This is a genomic window from Paracoccus sp. MC1862 (assembly GCF_016617715.1).
GTDB lineage: Bacteria > Pseudomonadota > Alphaproteobacteria > Rhodobacterales > Rhodobacteraceae > Paracoccus.
In genome coordinates this window covers 1,649,486-1,672,617 of the sequence record NZ_CP067225.1, presented here as the reverse complement: position 1 = coordinate 1,672,617, position 23,132 = coordinate 1,649,486, and the positions used below count along the sequence as shown (strand labels likewise).

At 69.6% G+C, this 23,132-nt stretch carries 24 protein-coding genes and 1 pseudogene; 16 read left to right on the top strand and 9 right to left on the bottom strand.

Going from position 1 to position 23,132, the window contains the following annotated elements; all coding sequences use genetic code 11:
* Position 1 precedes the first annotated feature (1 nt).
* Positions 2-649: an arylesterase gene (locus tag JGR78_RS08325; protein WP_182791871.1), complete on the bottom strand. Its 648-nt coding sequence runs from the start codon at positions 647-649 to the stop codon at positions 2-4.
* A 115-nt stretch (positions 650-764) separates the two neighbouring features.
* Between JGR78_RS08325 and JGR78_RS08320 the strand changes: the two genes are divergently transcribed.
* The 11 genes from JGR78_RS08320 (at position 765) to JGR78_RS08270 (ending at position 12,411) form a co-directional block, all read left to right on the top strand.
* The gene (locus JGR78_RS08320) at positions 765-1,442 is read left to right on the top strand and encodes an ABC transporter ATP-binding protein (RefSeq protein WP_182791872.1); all 678 of its coding nucleotides are present in this window, start codon (positions 765-767) and stop codon (positions 1,440-1,442) included.
* Positions 1,439-3,961 carry an ABC transporter permease gene (locus JGR78_RS08315; protein ID WP_182804248.1) on the top strand — a complete coding sequence of 841 codons (2,523 nt, stop codon included), beginning with the start codon at positions 1,439-1,441 and terminating at the stop codon, positions 3,959-3,961. The genes JGR78_RS08320 and JGR78_RS08315 overlap by 4 nt, the downstream gene beginning before the upstream one ends.
* Before the next feature lie 59 nt (positions 3,962-4,020).
* Positions 4,021-4,611, top strand: coding sequence for a DUF2585 family protein (locus JGR78_RS08310; protein WP_182791874.1), 591 nt, complete (start codon positions 4,021-4,023; stop codon positions 4,609-4,611).
* Between the two features lie 46 nt (positions 4,612-4,657).
* Positions 4,658-5,278, top strand: coding sequence for a TetR/AcrR family transcriptional regulator (locus JGR78_RS08305; RefSeq protein ID WP_182791875.1), 621 nt, complete (start codon positions 4,658-4,660; stop codon positions 5,276-5,278).
* A gap of 16 nt (positions 5,279-5,294) precedes the next feature.
* Positions 5,295-6,314 (top strand): type 2 isopentenyl-diphosphate Delta-isomerase, encoded by a 1,020-nt coding sequence (gene fni / locus JGR78_RS08300; RefSeq protein WP_182804253.1) that lies wholly within the window; start codon positions 5,295-5,297, stop codon positions 6,312-6,314.
* A gap of 86 nt (positions 6,315-6,400) precedes the next feature.
* Entirely contained in the window at positions 6,401-7,123 is a 723-nt protein-coding gene (locus tag JGR78_RS08295) for a fatty acid desaturase (RefSeq protein WP_200559271.1), read from the top strand.
* On the top strand, positions 7,120-7,647 hold the full coding sequence (locus tag JGR78_RS08290) for a sterol desaturase family protein (protein ID WP_182804255.1): 528 nt from the start codon (positions 7,120-7,122) through the stop codon (positions 7,645-7,647). The genes JGR78_RS08295 and JGR78_RS08290 overlap by 4 nt, the downstream gene beginning before the upstream one ends.
* Positions 7,648-7,653: 6 nt before the next feature.
* Positions 7,654-8,862: a glycosyltransferase gene (locus JGR78_RS08285; protein ID WP_182804257.1), complete on the top strand. Its 1,209-nt coding sequence runs from the start codon at positions 7,654-7,656 to the stop codon at positions 8,860-8,862.
* A complete protein-coding gene (gene crtY / locus JGR78_RS08280; RefSeq protein WP_182804259.1) occupies positions 8,859-10,013 on the top strand; it encodes a lycopene beta-cyclase CrtY in 1,155 nt (384 codons plus the stop codon). The genes JGR78_RS08285 and crtY overlap by 4 nt, the downstream gene beginning before the upstream one ends.
* A complete protein-coding gene (locus tag JGR78_RS08275; RefSeq protein ID WP_182791880.1) occupies positions 10,010-11,503 on the top strand; it encodes a phytoene desaturase in 1,494 nt (497 codons plus the stop codon). Before crtY ends, JGR78_RS08275 begins: the two co-directional genes overlap by 4 nt.
* Positions 11,500-12,411, top strand: a complete 912-nt coding sequence (locus JGR78_RS08270) for a phytoene/squalene synthase family protein (RefSeq protein ID WP_182791881.1) — start codon at positions 11,500-11,502, stop codon at positions 12,409-12,411. The genes JGR78_RS08275 and JGR78_RS08270 overlap by 4 nt, the downstream gene beginning before the upstream one ends.
* 3 nt (positions 12,412-12,414) lie before the next feature.
* Here JGR78_RS08270 and JGR78_RS08265 read toward each other — a convergent pair whose 3' ends face one another.
* The 3 genes from JGR78_RS08265 to JGR78_RS08255 form a co-directional block, all read right to left on the bottom strand.
* Positions 12,415-13,320: a polyprenyl synthetase family protein gene (locus JGR78_RS08265; RefSeq protein ID WP_182791882.1), complete on the bottom strand. Its 906-nt coding sequence runs from the start codon at positions 13,318-13,320 to the stop codon at positions 12,415-12,417.
* A gap of 231 nt (positions 13,321-13,551) precedes the next feature.
* The gene (locus tag JGR78_RS08260) at positions 13,552-15,060 is read right to left on the bottom strand and encodes a malonyl-CoA synthase (protein ID WP_182791883.1); all 1,509 of its coding nucleotides are present in this window, start codon (positions 15,058-15,060) and stop codon (positions 13,552-13,554) included.
* A 21-nt stretch (positions 15,061-15,081) separates the two neighbouring features.
* The gene (locus tag JGR78_RS08255; protein ID WP_182791884.1) at positions 15,082-16,449 is read right to left on the bottom strand and encodes a malonyl-CoA decarboxylase; all 1,368 of its coding nucleotides are present in this window, start codon (positions 16,447-16,449) and stop codon (positions 15,082-15,084) included.
* A gap of 667 nt (positions 16,450-17,116) precedes the next feature.
* Here JGR78_RS08255 and JGR78_RS08250 point away from each other — a divergent pair.
* A complete protein-coding gene (locus JGR78_RS08250) occupies positions 17,117-17,563 on the top strand; it encodes a YaiI/YqxD family protein (RefSeq protein WP_182791885.1) in 447 nt (148 codons plus the stop codon).
* A gap of 187 nt (positions 17,564-17,750) precedes the next feature.
* Here JGR78_RS08250 and JGR78_RS08245 read toward each other — a convergent pair whose 3' ends face one another.
* From JGR78_RS08245 to JGR78_RS08235, 3 genes and pseudogenes are all read right to left on the bottom strand, one after another.
* A complete protein-coding gene (locus JGR78_RS08245) occupies positions 17,751-18,299 on the bottom strand; it encodes a cysteine hydrolase family protein (protein ID WP_182791886.1) in 549 nt (182 codons plus the stop codon).
* A 364-nt stretch (positions 18,300-18,663) separates the two neighbouring features.
* Positions 18,664-19,008, bottom strand: a pseudogene (locus JGR78_RS18620) (S8 family serine peptidase); the annotation flags it as partial.
* Complete coding sequence (locus tag JGR78_RS08235; protein ID WP_182791888.1) at positions 19,008-19,583, bottom strand: hypothetical protein; 576 nt, start codon at positions 19,581-19,583, stop codon at positions 19,008-19,010. The gene JGR78_RS08235 and the pseudogene JGR78_RS18620, both read right to left, overlap by 1 nt.
* Positions 19,584-20,002: 419 nt before the next feature.
* Here JGR78_RS08235 and JGR78_RS18130 point away from each other — a divergent pair, with 419 nt between their 5' ends.
* The 4 genes from JGR78_RS18130 (at position 20,003) to JGR78_RS18430 (ending at position 21,198) form a co-directional block, all read left to right on the top strand.
* A complete protein-coding gene (locus JGR78_RS18130; protein WP_234450919.1) occupies positions 20,003-20,158 on the top strand; it encodes a sigma factor-like helix-turn-helix DNA-binding protein in 156 nt (51 codons plus the stop codon).
* A 59-nt stretch (positions 20,159-20,217) separates the two neighbouring features.
* Positions 20,218-20,706 carry a hypothetical protein gene (locus tag JGR78_RS08225; protein WP_182791889.1) on the top strand — a complete coding sequence of 163 codons (489 nt, stop codon included), beginning with the start codon at positions 20,218-20,220 and terminating at the stop codon, positions 20,704-20,706.
* Complete coding sequence (locus JGR78_RS08220) at positions 20,663-20,923, top strand: hypothetical protein (protein ID WP_182791890.1); 261 nt, start codon at positions 20,663-20,665, stop codon at positions 20,921-20,923. The genes JGR78_RS08225 and JGR78_RS08220 overlap by 44 nt, the downstream gene beginning before the upstream one ends.
* A 143-nt stretch (positions 20,924-21,066) precedes the next feature.
* The gene (locus JGR78_RS18430; protein ID WP_255434838.1) at positions 21,067-21,198 is read left to right on the top strand and encodes a hypothetical protein; all 132 of its coding nucleotides are present in this window, start codon (positions 21,067-21,069) and stop codon (positions 21,196-21,198) included.
* A 404-nt stretch (positions 21,199-21,602) separates the two neighbouring features.
* On the opposite strand, the gene JGR78_RS08215 is transcribed toward JGR78_RS18430, so the two are convergent.
* Both JGR78_RS08215 and JGR78_RS08210 read right to left on the bottom strand, forming a co-directional pair.
* The gene (locus JGR78_RS08215; RefSeq protein ID WP_182804264.1) at positions 21,603-22,541 is read right to left on the bottom strand and encodes a phage tail tube protein; all 939 of its coding nucleotides are present in this window, start codon (positions 22,539-22,541) and stop codon (positions 21,603-21,605) included.
* 23 nt (positions 22,542-22,564) lie between these two features.
* Positions 22,565-22,975, bottom strand: coding sequence for an acyl-CoA transferase (locus tag JGR78_RS08210; RefSeq protein WP_182791892.1), 411 nt, complete (start codon positions 22,973-22,975; stop codon positions 22,565-22,567).
* Between the last annotated feature and the right edge of the window lie 157 nt (positions 22,976-23,132).

Sequence of the window (23,132 nt, the reverse complement as noted above, 5' to 3'; positions counted from 1 at the left end):
CCTAGCCGTCCGTGCAGCCCTGTTCGCAGGCGCCAAGGGCGGCCACGAACTGCAGCACCTGCGGGCCGATGCCTTCGACGATCACCCGGACGCCCTCGGCGTTCGGGTGGATGCCGTCCGGCTGCATCAGCGACAGCGGGTCGCGCGCCGCCACGATGGCGTCCAGCATCGACGGGATCAGCGGCACCTCGTAGCTTTGCGCGAGATCGGTATAAACGCCGTTGAACGCCGTCTGGAACTCGGCCCCGTAATTCGCGGGCGCGCCGATGCCGATCAGCATCGCGGGCACCTCGGCCTTCCGCGCGGCGTCGAGGATGCCGGAAAGGTTCTTCCGGCTCACCGCCGGATCGATCCCGCGCAGCAGGTCGTTGCCGCCCAGCGCCACGATCATGCCCCCCACCTCGGGCGTCAGCGTCCAGTCCACGCGAGACAGCCCGCCCGCCGTGGTGTCGCCCGACACGCCCGCGTTGACCAGTGTGACCTCGGCCCCCCGTTCCCGTAGCCACGCCTGCAGTTGCGGGACCAGCCCTTCCTGTTGCGGCAGGCCGTAGCCCTGCGTCAGGCTGTCCCCCAAGGCGGCTACCGTCACCGGCTCTGCCGCGGCGGGCAGGGCAGACAGAAGCGTGATCCCGATCATGCGTGCAAGCATTGCAGTCCTCCGTTTCGCCCGGACATAATGTCGCCGTGAGGCGATGGCACCGGCACGCCGGTCACAACGTTGCACATTCGCCGCCCCAGCGCGGACCCTTGAATGGAGACGCGCGATGCCGGACCCGGTCCTGTCCCTTGATGATGTGCGCCTGACCCTGCGTTCCAGCGCCGGTCCGGTCGAGATCCTGCACGGCATCACCCTTGCCGTGGAAAAGGGTGAGACGGTCGGGCTGGTCGGGCCGTCCGGGTCGGGCAAGTCGTCGCTGCTGATGCTGATGGGCGGGCTGGAACAGGCGACGGGCGGGCGGGTCCGCGCGCTGGGCCACGACCTGACCGCGATGGGCGAGGACGCGCTGGCCCGCTTCCGCCGCGACCACATGGGCATCGTCTTCCAGAGCTTTCACCTGATCCCGACCATGACCGCGCTGGAAAACGTGGCTGTCCCGCTTGAGCTTGCCCATGCGCCCGATGCCGCAGCGCGGGCGCGCGAAGGGCTTGCAGCCGTGGGTCTTGCCGGGCGCGCGCATCATTATCCCTCGCAGCTTTCCGGGGGCGAGCAGCAGCGGGTCGCGCTGGCCCGCGCCCTGGCCCCGCGTCCCGCGATCCTGCTGGCGGACGAGCCGACGGGCAACCTCGACGAGACGACCGGCGCGCAGATCGCGGACCTCCTGTTCGGGATGGTGCGGGACAGCGGCACGACGCTGGTGATGGTGACGCACGCGCCGGAAATCGCCGCGCGCTGCGCCCGCATCATCCGCCTGCGCGACGGCCGGCTGGAGCAGGCGGCATGACCCTGCGCCTCGCCTGGACCCTTGCACGCCGCGAGATGCGGGGCGGGCTTGCCGGCTTCCGCATCTTCCTGACCTGCCTTGCGCTGGCGGTGGCGGCGCTGGCGGCGGTCGGAACCGTGCGCGCCTCGATCGAGGCGGGGCTGGCGCGCAACGGCGCCGCGCTGCTGGGAGGCGATGCCGAGGTCGAGCTGACCTACCGCTTCGCCACCGGTGCCGAGCGCGCGGCGCTGGACCGGATCGCCTCGGCGGTGTCCGAGACAGCCGAGTTCCGGTCCATGGCGACCGTCCTGCGCCACGGGCAGAGCGAGCGCGCCCTGACGCAGGTGAAGGCGGTGGACGACGCCTATCCGCTGGTCGGCGCTGTCCGGCTGTCCCCGCCGATCTCTTGGGATCAGGCGCTTTCTTCAGGCGGCGATCCCGGCGCGGTGATGGAACGGGTGCTGGCCGAGCGCCTCGGCCTTTCCCCCGGCGACGGCTTCCGGCTGGGCGAACAGGCGTTCACGCTGACGGCGATCCTCGACAGCTTCCCCGACAATGCGGGGGAAAGCCTCGCGCTTGGTCCCATCACCATCGTCCGCACGTCGGATTTGGCGCAAAGCGGACTGCTGGGGCCGGGGACGCTGTTCGAGGCGCAATACCGGCTGCTGCTGCCTCCCGGCACCGACCTCGGCACCGCCCGGGGGCAGGCGATGGCTGCGCTGGAGGGCGCGGGCGCCCGCTGGCGCGATGCGCGGGACGGGGCGCCGGGGCTTTCGGGCTTCGTGGACCGGCTGGGGGCCTTCCTGATCCTGATCGGTCTGTCGGGCCTTGCGGTTGGCGGGGTCGGCGTCTCGGCCGCCGTCCGCGCATGGCTGGACGCGAAGCTGCCGGTGATCGCCACGCTCAAGTCCCTGGGCGCCAGCCGCCGCGTGATATTCCTGACCTACCTGATCCAGATTGGGTTGATGACCGCACTCGGGATCATGCTGGGGCTGGCGCTGGGCGCCGCGCTGCCGCTGCTGCTGGCCCCGGTGATCGAAGCGCGCCTGCCGATGCCGGCGACCTTCGGCGTCTTTCCCGGACCGCTGGCCGAGGCTGCGCTTTACGGCGCATTGGCCGCCCTTGCCTTTGCGCTGTGGCCGCTGGCCCTGGCGGCCGACACCCGCGCGGCGGTCTTGTTCCGCTCGGCTGTGGACGCGGGTCGCAGGGTGCCGCGGCCCAGGTATCTGGCAATGATCACCGCCCTTGCGGGGCTGTTCCTGCTGGCGGCGGCGGCTTTCTCGGGCAACTGGCGGCTGACGCTCTGGACGCTGGGCGGGGTTGCCGGCACGCTGGCGCTGCTGGCGGTTGTCGCGCTGCTGGCGGCGCCGCTGGCAGGCGGACTGATGCCGCTTGCCCGCCGGCGCCCGGCCCTGCGGCTGGCGCTGGGGGCGCTCAGGACGCATCGGGGGGATGCCACGGGCGTCGTGCTGTCGCTTGGACTTGGCCTCGCGGTGCTGGCGGTGGTGGGCCAGATCGACGGCACCCTGCGCCGCGCGATCGAATCGGAAATGCCGGGCGTCGCGCCGTCCTTCTTCTTCGTCGATGTGCAGCCCGACCAGATCGGGGACTTCCTCACCCTTGCCCGCGGCAATCCCGGCGTCAGCCGCGTCGAGGCCGCGCCGATGCTGCGGGGCGTCGTCACCCGGATCAACGGCCGCCCGGCGACCGAGGTGGCGGGCGATCACTGGGTCGTCCGGGGGGACCGCGGCCTGACCTATTCCGACAACCCGCCCTCGCGCACGACGATCACGGCAGGCGAGTGGTGGCCCGCCGGTTACGACGGCCCGCCCCTTATCAGCTTTTCCGCCGAAGAAGCCGCCGAGATCGGCCTGTCGCTGGGCGACACCCTGACCGTCAATGTCCTGGGGCGCGACATCACCGGCACCATCGCCTCGTTCCGGCAGGTGGATTTCAGGAACGCGGGTATCGGCTTCGTCATGTCGATGAACCCCGCCGCGCTGCAGGGCGCGCCGCACACCTGGATCGCCACCGTCTATGCCGGGCCGGAGGCCGAGACCGCCATCCTGCGCGAGATCGGCGACCGCTGGCCCAATGTCACCGCCATCCCCGTGGGCGAGGCCATCGAGCGGGTCGCGGGGCTGCTGGCCGGCATCGGCGCGGCCGTGCGCTGGGGTGCGGCGGCTACGCTGGTCACCGGCTTCGCCGTGCTGATCGGCACGGCGCTGGCCGCCGCGCGGGCGCGCCGCTACGAGGCCGCGATCCTCAAGACGCTGGGGGCCAGCCGGGGGCTGATCCTGCGCAGCTTTGCGCTGCGAGCGGCGTTGCTGGGGCTGATCGCCGGCATCGCCGCGATCGCGGCCGGGGCCGTGGGGGGATGGGCGGTGGCGCATTTTGTGCTGGACACCGACCACCGGGTGATCTGGTCCAGCGCCGTCATTCTGGTCGCCGGTGGCGTGATTGCGACGCTTGCGGCGGAACTGGCCTTCGCGCTGCGGGCGTTGACGGTCAAACCCGCCGCGATCCTGCGGTCCGAGTAACAGGCAGGCGCAGCCCCCGCAGCCAGCAAGGAGAGCGTTCCCCTTTGCACTTCGATGACATGAACCGCCCCGCGGACATGATCCCGCCCCGGCCCGTGGGGGGCTCGCTTGCGTTTCGTGGCGGGCAGCCGCTGCTGACGCTGGCACTGGGCATCCTGCTGATCAATGCCGCAGTGGTGCTGTGGCTGCTGTTCCTGGGCCGCGAATTTCTGCCGGAAAACGTGCCGCTCTACTGGTGGAATCCCAGCACCGCCCTGTCCCACAACTCGCAGCATCTGACCGACTTCTATTCGGCGCTTCACGCGATCTCGGGGGCGGCGCTGTTCTTTCTTGCACGGCGGCTGCGGCCCGGCTGGCCGGTCGGAACCCGCCTGCTGCTGGTGATCGCCTGCAGCGGCCTGTGGGAGATCGTCGAGAACACCCCTTGGGTCATTTCACTGTTCAACGACCCCGATGGTATCGATGTCTATCAGGGCGACAGCATCGTGAACGCCCTGAGCGACACGGGCTTTGTTGCCTTGGGCTTTCTTGCGGCGCATAACTTCCCGCGCTGGCTGGTCATCGCGGGCGGCGGACTGGCCGAGATCGCCGTCGCCCTGATGATCCACGACGGATTTGTGCTTGGCACGGCCAGGATGATATTGCGCTGAGGGCCGATGGAAGACCGCCGCGATCCGCGGCAGGAAGCGAGGGGACGTGAGGTCCAAGGGCGTCCGCAACGCACGCTTCGACGAACGGCGCGGCGAGCTGCTGGCGCGGTTGCGGGGACGCCTGCTGCTGCGCGGCGCGGGCCGGCCAACGCTGCGCGAACTCGCGACGGCTGCAGGCTGCAGCGTGTCCACCCTGAACCATTACTTCGGCAAGCGCGACGACATCGTGGTGGCGGTCTTTGCCGATTCGGGCCGGCGCGGGCAGGGGCAGTTCACGGCTACCCGGCAGGCGGGGCCCCAGCTTGACGCCTCGGTCCGCGACGCGGCGGCCATGGCCTGGCGGGCGCTGACGCAACACGGGGTGGCGGATGCGCTGGCGATGGGCATGGTCGAGGGGATGCGGAACGATCTGCTCGGCCCCGCCTTCATCCACAGCATGTTCGAGCCTTTCGTCCTTGCCCTCACCGAGCGGCTGGATGCCCATGTCGCCCGCGGCCAGATGCGTGCGGTCGACACCCGCATGGCGGCGCTTGCGCTTGCCTCACCCCTGCTGCTGGGGGCGCTGCACCAGGGGCAGCTTGGCGGCGCGCGGGACTATCCGCTGGACGGCGAGGCGTTCCTGAACCATGTGGTGGAGGGTTTCCTGCGCGCCTATCGCGCAGGCTAGCCGGTGCTGGGGGACCATGAACGAGATCAAGGGCCGCAAGTCCGAGCATCTGGCGATCGTCGGCGCGGGAAAGGGTATCCAGCTTTCGCGCGCAACCGGCTTCGACAACGTGCATTTCCTGCACAATGCGTTGCCGGAACTGGACTATGACGCCATCGACACCGCCACGCGCTTTCTCGGCCGCCGCCTGTCCGCGCCGCTGATGGTGTCGGCCATGACCGGCGGCACGCCCGGGGCCGCCCGCATCAACCTGTCCATCGCCGAGGCCTGCGGCGCCTTGGGCTTGGCGCTTGCGGTCGGATCGCAGCGCATCGCCATCGAGGGACGCGGGGCGGGCGGGCTTGGCCCCGAGTTGCGGGCTCGGGCGCCGGATGTGCCGATCCTCGGCAATCTGGGGGCGGTGCAACTGCGGCGCGGGATGGGCGCGGACGAGGCGCGCCGCGCGGTCGAGATGCTGGAAGCGGATGCCCTGATGCTGCATCTCAACCCGCTGCAGGAGGCGATCCAGCCCGGCGGCGATCGGGACTTTTCGGACCTGCTGCCGAGGATCGAGGCGCTGGCCCGCGCCCTGCCCGTGCCCCTTGGCGTCAAGGAGGTGGGCGCCGGCCTGTCGGCCGATGTCGGACGGCGGCTCATGGATGCAGGCGTCACGATCCTCGACGTGGCGGGGGTCGGCGGCACAAGCTGGGCGCGGGTCGAGGCCGAGCGCGGCGGCGACCGCCTGCGCCGCATCGCCGCGCCCTTCTTCGACTGGGGCATCCCGACGGCCGAGGCGGTTTCAGCGATGGCCCCGATCATGTGGCCGGGCACGGTGCTGATCGCCTCGGGCGGCATCCGCCACGGGCTGGACGTGGCCCGCGCGATCCGCTTGGGCGCGGATCTGGCGGGGCAGGCGGCGGGCGCGCTGCCCGCCGCGCGTGAGGGGGCCGAGGCGCTGGCCGCGTATCTGTCCGAGGTCATCGAGCAGCTTCGCATTGCCATGTTCTGCACCGGCTCGCGCGATCTTGAGGCACTGCGCCACGCGCCCCTTGCGTGAGACCTGCGGCAGGTGACTACTGGAAGCGGCCCTCGTGCTGCTATATCCTGGCACAGGCGTTACAGGATGAAGAAGGAAGAACCCGCTTGCCACAGGCGCTGCGACGACCCCTTGCCACCAGCCTGATCGGCATGACCCTTGCGGCAGGGGTGATCGGCGCATGGCTGGCCTTGCACATCTTCGCCGTCTGGCATCTGGACGCCACGGCCCATCCGCTGCTGGCGGGTTTGTGCCTGATCGGACTGACCTGGCTTTCCGTGGGCCTGTTCATCGTCGCCCATGACGCCATGCACGGCGCGGTGGCACCCGGCCGCCCGAGCCTCAACGCCGCTGTCGGCGGGCTGGCGCTGATGCTTTACGCCGGGTTTTCCTGGCGCAAGCTGATCGTCAAGCACATGGCCCACCACCGTCATGCGGGCACCGACGACGACCCCGACTTCGGCCATGGCGGGCCGGTCCGCTGGTATGCCGATTTTGTCCGCACCTATTTCGGCTGGCGGGAGTTCTGGGTTCTGGGAGGGACGGTAATGCTTTACGCCCTGATCCTTGGAAGCCGCTGGCCCTATGTGGCCTTCTGGTCGGTGCCCTCGATCCTTGCGTCGATGCAGCTTTTCGTTTTCGGAACCTGGCTGCCGCACCGGCCGGGCCATGGCGACTTTCCCGACCGCCACAACGCGCGGTCCACCATTGTCAGCGACCCTGTGTCGCTGCTGACCTGTTTCCACTTTGGCGGCTATCACCATGAACACCACCTGCACCCCGCAGTGCCATGGTGGCGGCTGCCCTCGACTCGAAGGGACGGGGCATGAGCGTCCTTGGCCCGATCCTGATCGTCGTCCTGACCGTCGCGGTGATGGAGGGCGTGGCCTATTCCGTCCACCGCTGGATCATGCACGGTCCTTTGGGCTGGGGCTGGCACAAGTCGCACCACGAGGAAACCCACGGCCCCTTCGAGAAGAACGACCTTTACGCCGTTATCTTCGCCGCGCTCTCGATCCTGCTGTTCGTCATCGGCAGCCGCTGGTGGCCGTGGATGTGGTGGGTCGCCGTGGGGATGAGCGTCTATGGCGTGATCTATTTCGTCGTCCACGATGGCCTCGTGCATCAGCGCTGGCCATTCCGCTATATTCCCCGGCGCGGCTATTTCCGCAGGCTTTACCAGGCGCATCGGCTGCATCACGCGGTCGAGGGGCGCGACGACTGCGTGTCCTTCGGCTTTGTCTATGCGCCGCCGGTGGACGATCTCAAGGCGCGGCTGAAGACCTCGGGCGTGCTGGCACGGCGGCAGTCCCGGCACCGGGACGCCTGGCGCCCGGACCGCGGCGAAGACTGAGCCTGCATGGCCCGCATCGCCTTCTGCCTTCCCGCCCTGTCAAGCCACGCCGCCGTCCATGGCGCGCTGGCCCGCAGGCTGGCGGCGCGGGGACATGATTGCCGGATGGTGGGGGGCGAGGGGCTTGGCCCGCTGGCGGCGCGCGAGGGTCTTGGGTTTGACAGCCTCGGGCTCTGCGACCCTGACCTGCGCGGCGCGGGGCTGGTCCGCACGCTGCTGGCCACCGCCGCGGCGACCCGCAGCTTCGTCCGGCGCGGGCCGCGGGCGCTGGGGCGGCTTTCCCCCGATCTGGTCGTCGCCGATCAGGCCGAACCGGGCGCCAGCCTTGCCGCCGAAGCGGCGGGCATCCCGCGCGTGACCCTCGCCTCGGCCCTGCCGCTGGACCGCGACGAGGCGATCCCGCCGCCCTTCGTGGACTGGCCCTTTCTTGCGGGAAAGGCGGGCCGCAAGCGCAACCGGGGTGGCTGGCGCGTGGCCGACGCGTTGATGATGCTGCAGTCCCGCGCCCTGGCCGCGGGCTGCCGCGCGCATGGCCTGCCGCTGCGGCGGCGCATCGACGAATGGATCTCGCCCGATCTGGACCTGCGGCAATTGGTGCCCTCGCTGGACTTCCCCCATGCGCCGGGGCGGGGCGCACGGGCGGTCGGTCCGCTGCGGGACGATGCGGCAGGCGAGTTCGAGATCGACACCGGCGGCCGGCCCCTTGTTTTCGCCTCGCTCGGCACGCTGCAAGGGAACCGGCGGGGACTTCTGGCTGCCATCGCCGGGGCGGCCGAGGATCTGGGCGTGTTCCTTGTTCTTGCCCATTGCGGCGGGCTGACCGAGGCCGAGGCGCGGGCGTTGCCCGGTGCGCCGCTGGTGCGCGACTTCTTTCCGCAGCGGGCAGTGCTGGCCCGCGCTGATGCCTGCGTGACCCATGCCGGGCTGAACACGGTGCTGGACTGCGCGGGGGCCGAGGTGCCGATGGTCGCGATCCCCCTGGCATTCGAGCAGCCCGCGACCGCCGCGCGGCTGGCCTTTCATGGCGCGGCCCGAGTGGTGCCCCTGCGCCGCGCCACCCGTGCCGCAATCCGCGAGGCGCTGGGGGCGGTGTTGTCCGACCCGTCCCACCGCTTGGCCCTTGCCCGGCCCGCCGCTGAAATCCGCGCGGCAGGCGGTGCCACTGGGGCCGCCGATCTGGTCGAGGCGCAGCTTCAGTGCAGGCTTGCCGCATGACGCCGGACCTCATCCTTGCCGGTGCGGGCCTTGCCAATGCGCTGATCGCGCTTGCCGTGGCCGAGGCGCGGCCCGGCGCGCGCATCCTGATGCTCGACCGCGCGCCGAGTCCGTCGGATGCGCATACCTGGTCCTTCCACGACCCGGATCTGCGGCTGCCCTGGCACCGCCGCCTTTCCCCCGCGATCCGCTGCCGCTGGCCGGGGCAGGAGGTCCGCTTTCCCGACCATTCCCGCGTGTTGCGGGCTGGTTATGCCTCGCTTGACGGCGCAGGGCTGGCGCGGCTGCTGGCGGACACGCCCGGCGTCACCCTTCGCTGGAATGCCGGGATCACGGCGCTGGACGCTACCGGCGCGACCCTCGGATCCGAACGGATCGAGGCGCCCTGCGTCATTGACGGGCGCGGCGCGCGGTCCTCGCGCCATCTCGTCACCGGCTACCAGAAGTTCGTGGGGCTGGAGTTCGAGATGAACACCCCCCATGGCGTCACCCGCCCGCTGATCATGGACGCGACGGTGCCCCAGCAGGACGGCTACCGCTTCGTCTACCTGCTGCCCTTTTCCCCCACGCGCCTGCTGATTGAGGACACTCGCTACAGCGATGGCGCCACGCTGGACGAGGAGGCCATCGTCTGCGCCATCGCCGATTATGCCAGCGACAAGGGCTGGACCGGCCGCGAGGTCCGCCGCGAGCGCGGCGTCCTGCCCATCGCGCTGGCCCATGACGCCGCCGCGCTGTGGGCGGAGGCGCAGGGCGGCCCAGCTCCCGTGGGTCTGCGCGCGGGCCTGTTCCATCCCGTCACCGGCTATTCCCTGCCCGTCGCCGCGCAGGTGGCGGATGTGGTCGCGGCGGCGGGGCCGACCACGGCCGAGGTCTTCTCCGCTGTCTGCGCCCATGCGCTGGACCGCGCGGGCGATGACCGCTTCCTGCGCCTGCTCAATCGGATGCTGTTCCGCGGCTGCCCGCCGGACCGCCGCCACCGCGTCCTGTCCCGCTTCTATCGCCTGCCCGAGCCGCTGATCGAACGCTTCTACGCCGGAAAGCTGACCCGGCTGGACCGGCTGCGGATCGTCAGCGGCAAGCCCCCCATTCCCATCCGCGACGCGCTGCCCTGCCTGCGCGAAGCGCCGCTGCTGAAGGAAACCGCGTGACCTCTCCTCGCACCGCCATCGTCATCGGCGCTGGCTTCGGCGGGCTGGCGCTTGCCATCCGCCTGCAATCGGCGGGCATCGCCACAACGCTGCTGGAAGCCCGCGACAAGCCCGGCGGCCGCGCCTATGTCTGGCGCGAGGAAGGCCATGTCTTCGACGCCGGTCCCACCGTCATCACTGATCCCGATTCCCTGCGCGAGCTTTGGGCGCTGTCTGGGCAGGAGATGGCCCGCGACGTGACCCTGCTGCCGGTCAACCCCTTCTACCGGCTGCTCTGGCCGGACGGGAAACGCTTCGACTACGTCAACGACGGCAACGCGCTGGAGCGCGAGATCGCTGCCTTCAACCCCGCCGACCTCGACGGCTACCGCCGGTTCCACGATTATGCGGAACAGGTCTATCAGGAAGGCTACCTGCGGCTCGGCACCGTGCCCTTCCTCAAGCTGGGCCAGATGCTTCAGGCCGCCCCCGCGCTGGTGCGGCTGGAGGCCTATCGCTCGGTTCACAGCGTCGTCGCGCGCTTCATCAAGGACCCCCATCTGCGGCAGGCGTTTTCCTTTCACACGCTGCTGGTGGGCGGCAATCCATTCTCGACCAGTTCGATTTACGCGCTGATCCACGCGCTGGAACGGCGCGGCGGCGTGTGGTTCGCGCAAGGCGGCACCAATGCGCTGGTGTCCGGCATGGCCACGCTGTTCCAGCGCCTTGGCGGCACGCTGCGCCTGAACGCCAAGGTGGCGCGGATCGAGACCGAAGGCGCTCGCGCCACCGGCGTGACGCTGGCGGATGGCACCCGCCTGACCGCCGACATGGTCGCCAGCAATGCCGACGTGATGCACAGCTATCGCGATCTTCTGGGCGGCACCCGGCGCGGGCGGACCAAGGCCGCGCTGCTGAAACGCCAGCGCTGGTCCATGTCGCTGTTCGTGATCCACTTCGGCCTGTCGCAGCGCCCCGAGGGGCTGGCGCATCACACCATCCTCTTCGGCCCCCGCTACCGCGAGCTGGTGAACGAGATCTTCCGCGGACCGAAGCTCGCCGAGGATTTCTCGCTCTACCTCCATTCGCCCAGTGTGACCGACGACAGCCTTGCGCCGCCGGGGATGTCCACGCATTACGTCCTCGCCCCCGTCCCGCATCTCGGCCGCGCGGCGATCGACTGGGCCGCCGAGGGCGAGGCTTATGCCGACCGCATCCTCGCCAGCGTCGAGGAGCGGCTGATCCCCAACCTGCGCGCCAACCTGCGGGTGAAACGCATCTTCTCGCCCGCCGACTTCGCGTCGGAGCTGAACGCCCATCACGGCAGCGCCTTCTCGGTCGAGCCGATCCTGCGCCAATCCGCCTGGTTCCGGCCCCACAACCGCGACCGCAGTATCCGCAACTTCTACATCGTCGGCGCGGGCACCCATCCCGGCGCGGGCATCCCCGGGGTCGTGGGCTCCGCCAAGGCCACCGCAGGCGTGATGCTGGCCGACGCGGGCGCGGCATGACGGCGCCGGTCGCCGAATCGCAGGCCGCCATCGCGGCTGGCTCGCAAAGCTTCGCGGCGGCCGCGAAGCTGATGCCTAGGGGCATCCGCGAGGATACGATCATGCTTTACGCCTGGTGCCGCCATGCCGACGACGTGGTGGACGGGCAGGAGCTTGGCAGCGCGCCTCAGGCGGGCGGCGATCCTGAGGAGCGGCTCGCGCGGCTCAAGGCCGAGACGCTGGAGGCGCTGCACGGCACGGGGCCGATGACCCCGCCGTTCGCTGCGCTGCAGGCGGTGGCGCGGCGGCACGACTTTCCCGACCGCTGGCCCATGGACCTGATCGACGGCTTCGCCATGGACGTCGAAGGGCGCGCGTATCGGACACTGAACGACACGCTGGACTACAGCTACCATGTCGCGGGGGTCGTCGGTGTGATGATGGCCCGCGTCATGGGGGTGCGGGATCAGGCGGTGCTGGACCGCGCCTGCGACCTGGGGCTGGCGTTCCAACTGACCAACATCGCCCGCGACGTCATCGATGACGCCCGGATCGGGCGAGTCTATCTGCCCGGCGACTGGCTGGACGAGGCAGGTGCCACCATCGAGGGCGACATTCCCTCACCCCAGCTTTACGCCGTCATCCTGCGCCTGCTGGACGCGGCCGAACCTTACTATGCCTCGGCCTTCGCGGGCCTTCCGGCGCTGCCCGCCCGCTGCGCCTGGTCGATCGCGGCGGCGGCGCGGATCTATCGGGCGATCGGCGCCCGCATCCGCAAGGGCGGGCCGGAAGCCTACCGCCAGCGCATCGGCACCTCGGGTGCGGCCAAGGCGGGGCTGGCCTTGCGCGCGCTGGGGGATGCGGGCCGATCGCGCGTCCTTCCGCCGAAGCCTTTGCGCGAGGGGTTGTGGACCCGCCCGCGCGCGTGATCCTCAGGCGGCGCGGATGGCGCGGCGCGGCAGGACGCGCCCGACATGCCGGGCCAGCGGCAGGCTGTTGAAGCCGCAATTTCCCAGCAGCAGGTCCAGTTCCGCGCGCAGCGCGTCGTAATGCGCCTGCGCCTGCGCCGGGCTGCGGACCGCCAGCACCCCGCGCGCGGGTCCATGGCCATGCGCATCGCGGCCGGTGTCCTTGCCAAGCGCCCCGGCCTCGGCCTGGACGTCAAGAAGATCGTCGTAGGACTGGAAGGCGCGGCCAAGGGTCCGGCCCAGCGCCGACAGCGTCTCCATGTCCCTTGCACCCAGGCGCTGCAGCAGGCCGAACATCTCGAACCCGGCAACGAACAGTGCCCCGGTCTTGAGGTCCTGTTCCTTCTGGATGCCCGCCACGTCCTTGGACGCATGGATGTCGAGGTCCTGCCCGGCGCAAAGCCCCTGCGGGCCGACCGCGCCGGCAAGCACCGCCACAAGGCGGGCGCGCGTGTCGGCGTCGGCATCGCGGGCGGTGGCAAGCAGCCGCATCGCCTCGGTCACCAGCGCGATGCCGGCAAGGATCGCACGGCATTCGCCATGCACCAGATGCGTGGTCGGACGGCCCCGCCGCGCCTGCGCGTCATCCATGCAGGGCAGGTCGTCGAAGACGAGAGAGGCGGTATGCACCAGCTCGATCGCACAGGCCGCGTCGATCAGCGCTGGCCTGACGCCGCCGGTCGCCTCGCCCGCGATCAGCAGGACCATCGCGCGGAAGCGCTTGCCGGGTGCAAGCACCGCATCCGACATCGCCCGCCCCAGATCGGGCGAGGCGCGCCCGAACCCTCGGGCAATCTCTGCCAGCCGCAGATCGACGGCGCTGCGCCAGTCGATGGGCTTCGCCGCGTCCCGCATGAACTCTTCATCCATCCAACCGTCGCCGTTTTTGCTGTCGCACATCTGATCCAGAATATGCGGCAAGGATGCACGGACGGAAAGCGGCAAGGTGGCCGAAGGTTCCGCAGGCTTCATCCGCGCGTGGCGGCGTCGCGCCGGGGAACGCGGGGACTGCCGCCCGAAAGCGATACTGCAATCCCCGCGAAGCCATGCCACGGCGGCGGCAAGGCAGGGGCGCTGCCTTGCCGTTGCAGGATGCGCCGGTCACGGGCGGTAAAGGTCCGCGAAGCGGTCGCGCAGCAGGTTCTTCTGGACCTTGCCCATGGTGTTGCGGGGCAGTTCCTCGACAAAGACCACGCGCTTGGGCAGCTTGAACTTCGCCAGCCGCGATTCCAGCGGGTGCAGGACATCGGCCTCGGTCAGCGCCGGGAGGCCGGCCGGAACGACGACCGCGGTGACGCCTTCGCCGAAGTCGCGGTGCGGCAGGCCGATGACGGCCGATTCGGTCACGCCGGGCAGGGCGTCGATCTCGGTCTCGATCTCCTTGGGATAGACGTTGTAGCCGCCGGTGATGATCAGGTCCTTGCCGCGCCCGACGATGTGCAGGTAGCCGCGCTCGTCGAAGCGGCCGAGGTCGCCGGTGATGAAGAAGCCGTTCAGGCGCAACTCGGCCGCCGTCTTTTCAGGCATCCGCCAGTAGCCTTGGAAGACATTGGGGCCGCGCACCTCGATCATGCCGATCTCGCCCCCCGGCAGTTCCGCGCCGGTTTCCGGGTCGGTGACGATGATCTCGACCCCCGGTAGCGGCTGGCCCACGGTGCCGGCGATCCGCTCGCCGTTGTAAGGGTTCGAGCTGTTCATGTTCGTTTCGGTCATGCCGTAGCGTTCGAGGATGGCGTGGCCGATCCGCGCCTGCCATGCGCGGTGGGTGTCGGCCAGCAGGGGAGCCGAGCCGGAAATGAACAGCCGCATCCCCTGCGTCGTTTCCCTGTCCAGCCGCCGGTCTTCCAGAAGGCGGGTGTAGAAGGTCGGCACCCCCATCAGCACGGTCGCCCGCGGCATCGCCGCGAAGATCCGGTCGGGGTCGAACTTCGGCAGGAAGATCATCGAGGCGCCGGACAGCAGCACCACGTTGGTGGCCACGAACAGACCGTGGGTGTGGAAGATCGGCAGCGCGTGGATCAGCACGTCGCTGGCCGAAAAGCGCCAGGCCTCGACCAGCGCCAGCGAGTTCGAGGCGAGGTTGCCGTGGCTGAGCATCGCCCCCTTGGACCGCCCCGTGGTGCCCGAAGTGTAAAGCAGCGCCGCAAGGTCGTCGTCCGCGCGGGGCACGGTGGCGAAATCCCCGGCCATGCCGGCAGCCGCGTCGGCCAGGCTGCCCCGGCCCGCGGCGTCCAGCGTCAGGACGCGGGCGCCGGCGGTCTCGGCCAGCGGCCGCAGCGCCTCTTCCCGGACAGGATCGCAGACGAAGATCCGCGGCTCGGCGTCGGTCAGGAAGTAGTCCACCTCGGCCGGGGTGTAGCCGGTGTTCAGCGGCAGGAAGACCGCGCCCGCCCGCACGGTGGCGAGATAAAGGATGATCGCCTCGACCGACTTTTCCACCTGCACGGCCACACGGTCGCCGGGGGCGACGCCCAGATCGACCAGCGCATCCGCCATGCGTCCGATGCGGTCGATCAGGTCGGCATAGGCGATGTGCTCGCCCGAAGGGGTCTCGATGGCGGTGGCGGCGGGGTCAGCCACGCGCTGGGTGATCGTCTCGAACAGGTTCATGGCAGGCTCCGGCAGGTGATGTCAGGATGATGGGGCGGGCAGGGCGCGTTGCACCGCGCCCGAGGCGGCGACGGTGCTGCGTTCGGCAAAGGCCTCGTGGTTCGCCTCGATCCGGTCGAGGTCGTAAAGGTAGTTGACCATCAGCCCGTGCGATTGCCGCAGACCATTGGGGGAAAGGTCCCCCAGGAAGTTCAGCCGTTCCAGCCGCGCCCCATTCCCGAGGTGGAAGCGCGCCACCGGGTCGATCATCCGGCCCTTCGCATCGCGCGCGCTCAGGAAATAGGTGGCGGCGGCGGCCAGAAGCGGCGCACGCAGGCTTTCCACCGCCTGCGCGTCCCCATGCCAGCCGGGCCTGTTCAGAAGGGCGAAGGCCTCGCGCTGGGCCGGGGTCAGCAGGTCGGAGGCCGCGTCGTCGCGCTGCTGCGCGAGCCAAGCCGCAAAGCCCGGAACAGGCGACAGGGTGACGAAGCTGCGGATGTCGGGCAGCTCGGCCTTGAGGTCCTCGACCACCTGCTTGATCAGGAGGTTGCCGAAGGACACGCCCGCCAAGCCCCGCTGGGTGTTCGAGATCGAATAGAACACCGCCGTGGTGGCCCGTTCCGCCTCGATCGGTTGGCGGTCGAGCGCCAGCAGCGATGCCACGTTGTCGGGGATCGCCTCGGTCAGCGCCACCTCGACGAAGATCAGCGGCTCGTCCGCCAGTTGCGGGTGAAAGAACGCGTAGCAGCGCCGGTCGGTGGGTTCCAGGCGGTTGCGCAAGTCGTCCCAGTTGCGGATCTCGTGGACGGCCTCGTAGCGGATGATCTTCGCCAGGATATTGGCAGGCGTGGTCCAGTCGATATGGCGCAGCACCAGGAAGCCGCGGTTGAACCACGAGGCGAAAAGATGCGCGAAGTCGCTGTCCACCCGGCGCAGTTCGGGATGGTCGCGGAGATGGCGCAGCAGTTCCTCGCGCATGCGGACCAGCGCGGCGGTGCCGCCGGGCGCGAGGTTCAGCCGCCGCAGCAGTTCCTGCCGGCGCGGTTCGGCCACGATATGCAACGCCTCAACGGCCTCGGCGGACGCGGGTTCGGCCTGCACCGCGGCCAGCGCCGCCTGAACCGCGTCCAGGTCCGGCCCGAAGCGGTGGGCGAGGGTCTGCAGGAAGGCAAGCCGCGCGTTTTCGTCCGCCTGCTCGAAGGCCGACAGCAGCGCCCGCGCCAGCGCCACCCCCGAGGCCTCGCCGCGCCGCGACAGCAGCAGTTCGGCCAGTTCGGAAAGGTCGAGGGCCTCGACCACGCGATCCCCATCGCGCCGGCCGAGCAGGCGCCGGCCGCGTTCGGTCAACTGCTCGAACAGCTCGCCCAGAAAGGCAGAGCGCGACGGGCGTGCAGGCTCGGTCTTGATCACCACATCCTCCTTTGGGGGCCGGGACGCGGGATCGACCCGGCGGCATGACGAAGAAAGGCCACAGAACCATGGGTGCCAACCCCATGACCAGCCTGCCAGAGCCGACAGGCTGGTGGAAGAACGCTGGCCGCGCGGGGGTGCAGGGAACGGCGGGTGTGTGCGGTCACGCCACCGTCCAGCGACAGGACTCGCGATCCGGTGGCGGCCCTGTGCCGGATGCGATTTCCTGCTGCGGCCAGCGGGCGGTGCGAAGCAGGCGGCCATCCTTGTTCCGGGGGTTGCCGAGTGCGCCGCAGGATGGCCCGTGACGGCGAACAGGCCGTCGAAGATCAATCTTCCCTTGCCTTATCAGGCGCCGGGTCAGGATGCCTGGCATCCCGTCAGCGTGGAGATTCCGACTGCCGGCGGGAACGGCATCGTGAGGACGATTCGCCGAACGGTCTTGCTGGATTTCTCTGCAGCGACTTGCATCAAACGGATAAGGAACAGAGCCGGATGGAAGACGCCGTCCTGTTTCTGATGGCAGAGCAGTCCATCCCCAGCCTCCTACGGATCGCCTGATCGCCGTGGCGCCGCTTGCGGCAGGCAGGATCCCGGTCCATCTGCCATCATCAGGGCGCGAACCGGCGACGCCGGAATCTGCTCAGCTCAGGAAAGGTCATTCCCCATGCCGATCTACGTGGATGCCGACGCCTGCCCGGTGAAGGCCGAGATCGAGCGTGTCGCCACCCGGCACAGGCTGCGCGTCCTGATCGTCTCGAACGGCGGCATCAGGCCCTCGGCCAACCCTCTTGTGGAAACCGTGATCGTGCCGGAAGGCCCGGACGAGGCCGACAAGTGGATCGCCGAACGTGCCGGTCCGGGAGATGTGGTCATCACCGGCGACATCCCGCTGGCGTCAAGATGCGTGGCCGCGGGGGCAGAGGTCCTCAGGCATGATGGAGAGGCGCTGAATTCCGGAAACATCGGCAATGCCCTTGCCACGCGCGACCTGATGGCCGATCTGCGCGCCGCCGATCCCTTCAGGCAGGGGCATGGGCGAGGGTTCACCAAGGCCGACAGGTCGCGCTTCCTTGATGCGCTGGAACGGGCGGCCCGGCGCGCTGCCCGCTGAGCGGCAGGCCGCAGCCCTTGCGCACGGGCCTGCCCGTCAACTGTCGCCGGGACAACGGCGGACTGGCCCGTGCCTTCGCGCGGTCAGGGTCAGGAACCTGCGCCCGTGGGGTGCCGGTTCCTGAGCCGGGCCTTGAACGGCTGTTGCGCCGCTTCCGGTGTCCTTCGACCCGGCCGCAACCTCGCAGCTACTGGCGGACGTAGCTGTCGGTATCGGTGATCGTCGCATAGGCGAAGCCGAGCGCGGACATCATCGCGGCATGGACCGAGGCCGCCGGGACCGACACATCGCCGAATTCGAGATCCCGCGTCGCGCAGGCGTCCTGCACCACCGTTGTCCTGTAGCCATAGTCGCTGGCCGCCCGCGTGGTGGCGTCGATGCACATATGGCTCATCGCGCCGACGACCACGACCTCCTCGATCCCGCCGTCGTCAAGGATCTTCTTGAGATCGGTCTTGAGAAAGGGGTTGGGATGGTTCTTCACGACCACGGTCTCGCCCTCCTGCGGCGAGACTGCGGGGTTGATCTCGCTGCCCTCGGAATCGGGGGTGAAGAAGGGCGCATCGTCGCTGGGGAAGATGTGCCGGACATGGATGACGCGGTCGCCCTTTTTGCGGGCCGCGTCGATCACCCGGGCGGCGTTCGACGCGGCCTTCTCGATACCGACGAGTTCGTATTTCCCGTCCGGAAAATAGTCGTTCTGGATATCGATCACCACAACGGCGCGCTTGCTCATGGCCTGACCTTTCCTGTGCTGTTCATCCTGCCGATGAGGGAACGATAGCCGCGGCGGCGGGCCGTGCCTACCCGCCAATCCGGGGCAGGGGGTGTCCTCACGGGCATCCCCCGGCGGCGCGAGCAGGCCCCAGCCGAAGATGTCGCCGCGTTCCTCGGCGCCCAGGTTGCGGGCCTGCCCGACCAGACGCGCCCGGACCTCGGCCCGCGTCAGAGAACGCTCGGCCTGCAGCAGCAGCGCGGCGGCGGCGCTGACAAAGGGCGCGGCCTAGGACGTGCCGATCTTCGTGCGCCCCCCGGACCGAGGCGGCGGTCCAGACATCCACGCCGGGCGCGGCAAAGTCGATATACGGGCTGCGGTCGGCGCGGCGACAAACCCCGCGGTCGCGGTCCACGGCCGTCACCGCGATGACCTGGGGGTAGGCCGCGGGATAGATCGGCGGCGCGGAGGGACCCATGTTGCCTGCCGCCGCGATCAGGACCATGCCAGCCTGCGCCATGCCTGCGACCTGCGCCTCAAGCGCCGCGTTTGCAGGGCCGGCCAGCGACAGGTTGACGATCCGGGCCTCCTGCTGCTCAAGGTAGTCCTGCGCCCGGATCAGCGCGAAGGCGTCGGTGCGCTGGTCCTGTCCGGCGCGATGAAAGCTGTCCACGGCGGCCAGCTCGACCTGCGGGACAAGGCCCGGCGTCCGGCTGTCCGGGTCGCCCATCAGCAGCGAGGCGACTGCCGTGCCCGTGCAGCAGGTCCGAGGGCGGGTTCTCGTCCTCGACCCGGTGCAGGTGGATGCGGGCCTCCGACAGCGCCTCGTGCCCGGGGTTCAGCCCGGTATCGACCATGCCGATGCGCGGCAGCGGCCCGCCGCGCGGGGCAGTCGATCCCCTTGCAGGCTTCCGCCTGTTCCGTGCGGTAGAAATGATTGAAGTCGCTGCGCCCCGCGGGCACAAGCTGGCGGACGGCGGCCAGCGCCTCGTCCATGGTCAGGCGCGTGGGCTTGCGAAGGCGGGCGATACTGTCGCCACCCCCAAGGACGCCTTGTTCCAGAAGGGCGAAATCCCCATGCTGCAGCGCCGCGAGGCCCTGATCGGAGAGGCCGCGGGCGAGGATTTCGTTCTCGGCGCGCTGCGGCAGCGGGATTGGACGCGCGGGTGCCGCCGAACGCCGGCGCGGCCCGTCGTCGTCGTCCGCGAAGGCCGGGGCCACCAGCCATAGCCCTTCTGCATCCACACGCGGCTGAACCGTCAGCGCCATGGTCGCGGCCAGCAGCATCAACAGGAGCATGCGCATGAACTTGCCTCTTTGCTCGCATTCACGGGCAACTACGGCTGGGGACGGCAAATCTTCCCGATGTTCAAGCGGCCGGTTCGGAGAGTGTGATGGATGCGGCGTTCGGCGAAGCGCTGATCCGGCTGCGGCCCCCGCTGCGACCCTCTATGCACTGTCGCTGGCCCGGCGCGCGGATGTAGCCGACGATCTGGTGCAGACCACCGTCGAGCGCGCGATCCTGGCAGCCGACCGCTACGACCCCGCCGCGCGGCTGGGGCCATGACTGTTCCGCATCATGCGCAACGCCTTCACAGACCTGACGCGCCGGCGGCGGACGCGCGGCGCCGAGGTCGATGTTTTCGAGATCCCCGAGGCCCTGCCCGTCCAGGGCGACAGCGGCATCGAGGGGCGGCTGATGCTGCAGGCGACGGACAGCCGCGATGCAGGAACTGCCGGTCGAGCAGTGCGAGGTGCTGGAACTCGTGGGTATCCATGAACTCAGCTCTGCCGAGGCGGCCGAGGTTCCGGGCATCCCGCGCGGCACGGTGATGAGCCGCCTGTCCCGTGCCCGACTGCCCCTGGCCGAAAAGCTGTGAATAAGATGAGCGCCCATGCGTATGCCCATTTGACCCCAGTGTTTGCCGAGGAGCCGCGGATGCAGATCACTGTCGAGATCCTTATGGCCTTCGCCGATGATGAACTGGAAGCCGATTATTCGCGCGAGGTCGAGGCCGCGCTGGCAAGGGACCCCCGGTTGCAGGCGCAGCTGCGGGTCTTCATCGAAAGCCGGCGCGTTCTGCGGGAGGCGGCGGCCGCGCCACATCCCCCGGCCAACGACACGGCCCCGATCGCGCGCATTCGGGCCGCCGGGACCGTACCCGCCGCCACGCCTTTTCCCCAAGCCCGGTCCGCCCCCGTGCCGACCAATCTCGACCGCCGCCCGCTGGGCGAGACCGCCGCGGCACTTGCATCGGCGGTTATCGGGCTTGGCTTGTGGCAGTGGGGCGGCCCGGCGCCCGGGCTGTCCGAAGCGCAGCTTGCCGCGCTCGACGACCTTGCCTTGGGGGAGAGCCGCGAGTTGCCGGGGGGAAAGCGTCGTGATGATCGCCTCGTTCATGATGGCGCGCGACGCGTTCTGCCGTGAATATGAGACCCATTCCGGCGGAACCGCGACCCCGATGGCCGCCAGCCGCGAAGACGACGGCTGGTCGCAGCGTTTCGCCATGAGCATGACCGGAGCGGATAGCTATGTCCCGGCCTCGGGCGGGATCAAGGCGCTTGACGCCTTCCTGGCCGAAAGCGGCGCGGGCACGCCGCTTGGCCCCGAAGAAGAGGCGGCGCTGCTGACGCAGCGGCGCTGAAATCCCTGCCGTCCTGCCGTCCTGCCTTGGCGCCCTATCGGCGTGCTTTCCGCAGGCAGGGGCCGGGGGCCGGGAATAACCGCCGTCCTGCCGCGTGATACTTCTGCAGCGCCGAAGCCACCGCCTTGGAACAGGAGCAGATCATGCAGATCATGCAGATCATGAAAGTCGCAATTGTTGCCGCGCTGCTGGCAAGCGCTGTCGTCCCTGCCACCGCCCTTGCCGATCCGGCCGAACGGAGCCTGAACCGCCTCATCCTGTCCCAGACCGGCTAGGTCCATGACGACGACGATGATGACAGTCGCCTGCGCCATCGTCTTTACCACGGCCGCGGTGACGATGACAACGATGGCCGCCGCCGCGGGGGCCGTGTCTGGCGGGATGATGACGATGACGACGGGCGCCGTCGCATCCGCGGCCTGCGCGGGGATGACGACGATTGATCCGGTGCTTCGCAGACGTGCCGGGCGGGCGACGGCACGCCTGCCCCTCGTCAGCGCAGGCCGCGCCGGTTCAGAAGCCTCAGCGCCAGCCCGCGGCCCGCCCTCAGGACCGGATACAGGATTGCCGCCCGGCGGGGCGACCATGGTGGCGGTGATGACGGGCAAGACGTGCCGGCGCAGGCCAGCCCCAAGATCGAGCCATTTCGGCGCGCTGAAAAGATCGAGACGGATCATGGTCAGTAGTCCTCGATGTCGTTGACGAGAACGGCGGTGCACATCCTCCCCAGCGTGGCGTCGCGGGCGGCCTGCCAGTCGAAGCTGGCCTGAATGCGCTGCGGTCCGGAAATCTCGATCCGCGGGCGCGGCAGATAGACGGCGTGGACAGTGAAGGTGAAACTCTCGCCCGAGAGCAGGCTGTAGGCGAATTCCAACTCGCAGGCCTCGCCATTCATCGCCTGCGTCACCAGCGTCTGGTCGGCGAAGCGCACCTCGATCCGGCCGGTCAGCGCCGCCATGGACGGGTCCGCGCCATCGATGCGGCCGTCCGAGCGGATGGCCTCTATCCGGTCGAGGTTGTTGGCGTAGGTGATCTCGGCCGAGACCACGTTGCCAAGCGCCGAGCCGTTGCGCGTGATCGCCCCGTTGAAATGCCCGAAGCGCTTCAGTTTCAGCTCGGCCGGCGTTCCCGCGCCGCTGGTCCTGGCAACCGTCTCGCCCTGCGCCACCAGTCGCGCGGTAGCTGTGAGCAGGCCCGAGCGTTGCATCTGCCAGCTGAACTGGTCGAGGACACAGCCCGAGTACACGGCGTGGCGTGGTGCCTCCGGCATGCCGGTCTCGATCGACATGCCGGGCAGGCTCCATGCGCCCGACTGGAACTCATGGCTGTACGGCGCTTCCATGCCGGTGGCCGTCGGCGTTCCGAAGGCCGCCTTCAGCCAGAAGAAGGCCTCGGCGTCGAGCGGCACGACGACATCGCCATGTGCCGTGACCGCATCCTTGATGGGCGCCAGCGGATCGCGGCCGTAGCCCAGGAGCTCGGAGTTCAGCAGCGGCTGTTCGGCTCCGAGGGTGGTGCTGGCAAAGGGAATCCCGGTGAAGCCGCTCACCGGCGGCGTGCCATAGACGGTATCGAAGGCAAGCGCCATCAGCTCCCGCGCCCCCTTGGCTCGTGCCATGGAGGTCTCCTCGGATTGTCGGGTCAGGCCAGCGGGCCAGCTGTGGTGTAATGCAGGACGATCGGGATCACGGCCGCCTTCAGGCTCGCCGCGCCGTCGACCGGCAGATCGACCGGCCGCGGCGCTTCCGCCTCGGCCCAGTCGCAGAGACTGCCCAGCGTCCGGTCGGTGGCGAGCGCCGCGCCGATGCTGGCGCAGAGCGTGTCGACGGCTTTGTCCCGCGCCGGGTCCTGCACGACCGCTTCGATCTCGGCCCGGTGCTGGTAGTGGTAGCGTAGCGGCGATAACGTGACCTCGGGCTCACCGTCGCGCAGGATCAGCAGGCCATCGGCCGGAACGCGCTCGGGCAGCACTTCCCCGCGCAGCGCGGCGGCCGGCAGCGCCGAGAGCCGCGTATGAATCGCGGCGAGGATGGTTTCGCGGGCAGTGGACATGTTTTTCAGGTCACGATGCTGTTGCGGCGAACTCCTGCTTCACCGGCTTCGAGCCCAGGACTTCACCCGGCGTCGAGGCAGGAAGTGCAGGCGCAACGAGGAAACGGCTGGATTTCGACGCTGCAGTGCAACGGATCTTCTCGCTGACGTGTCGGCA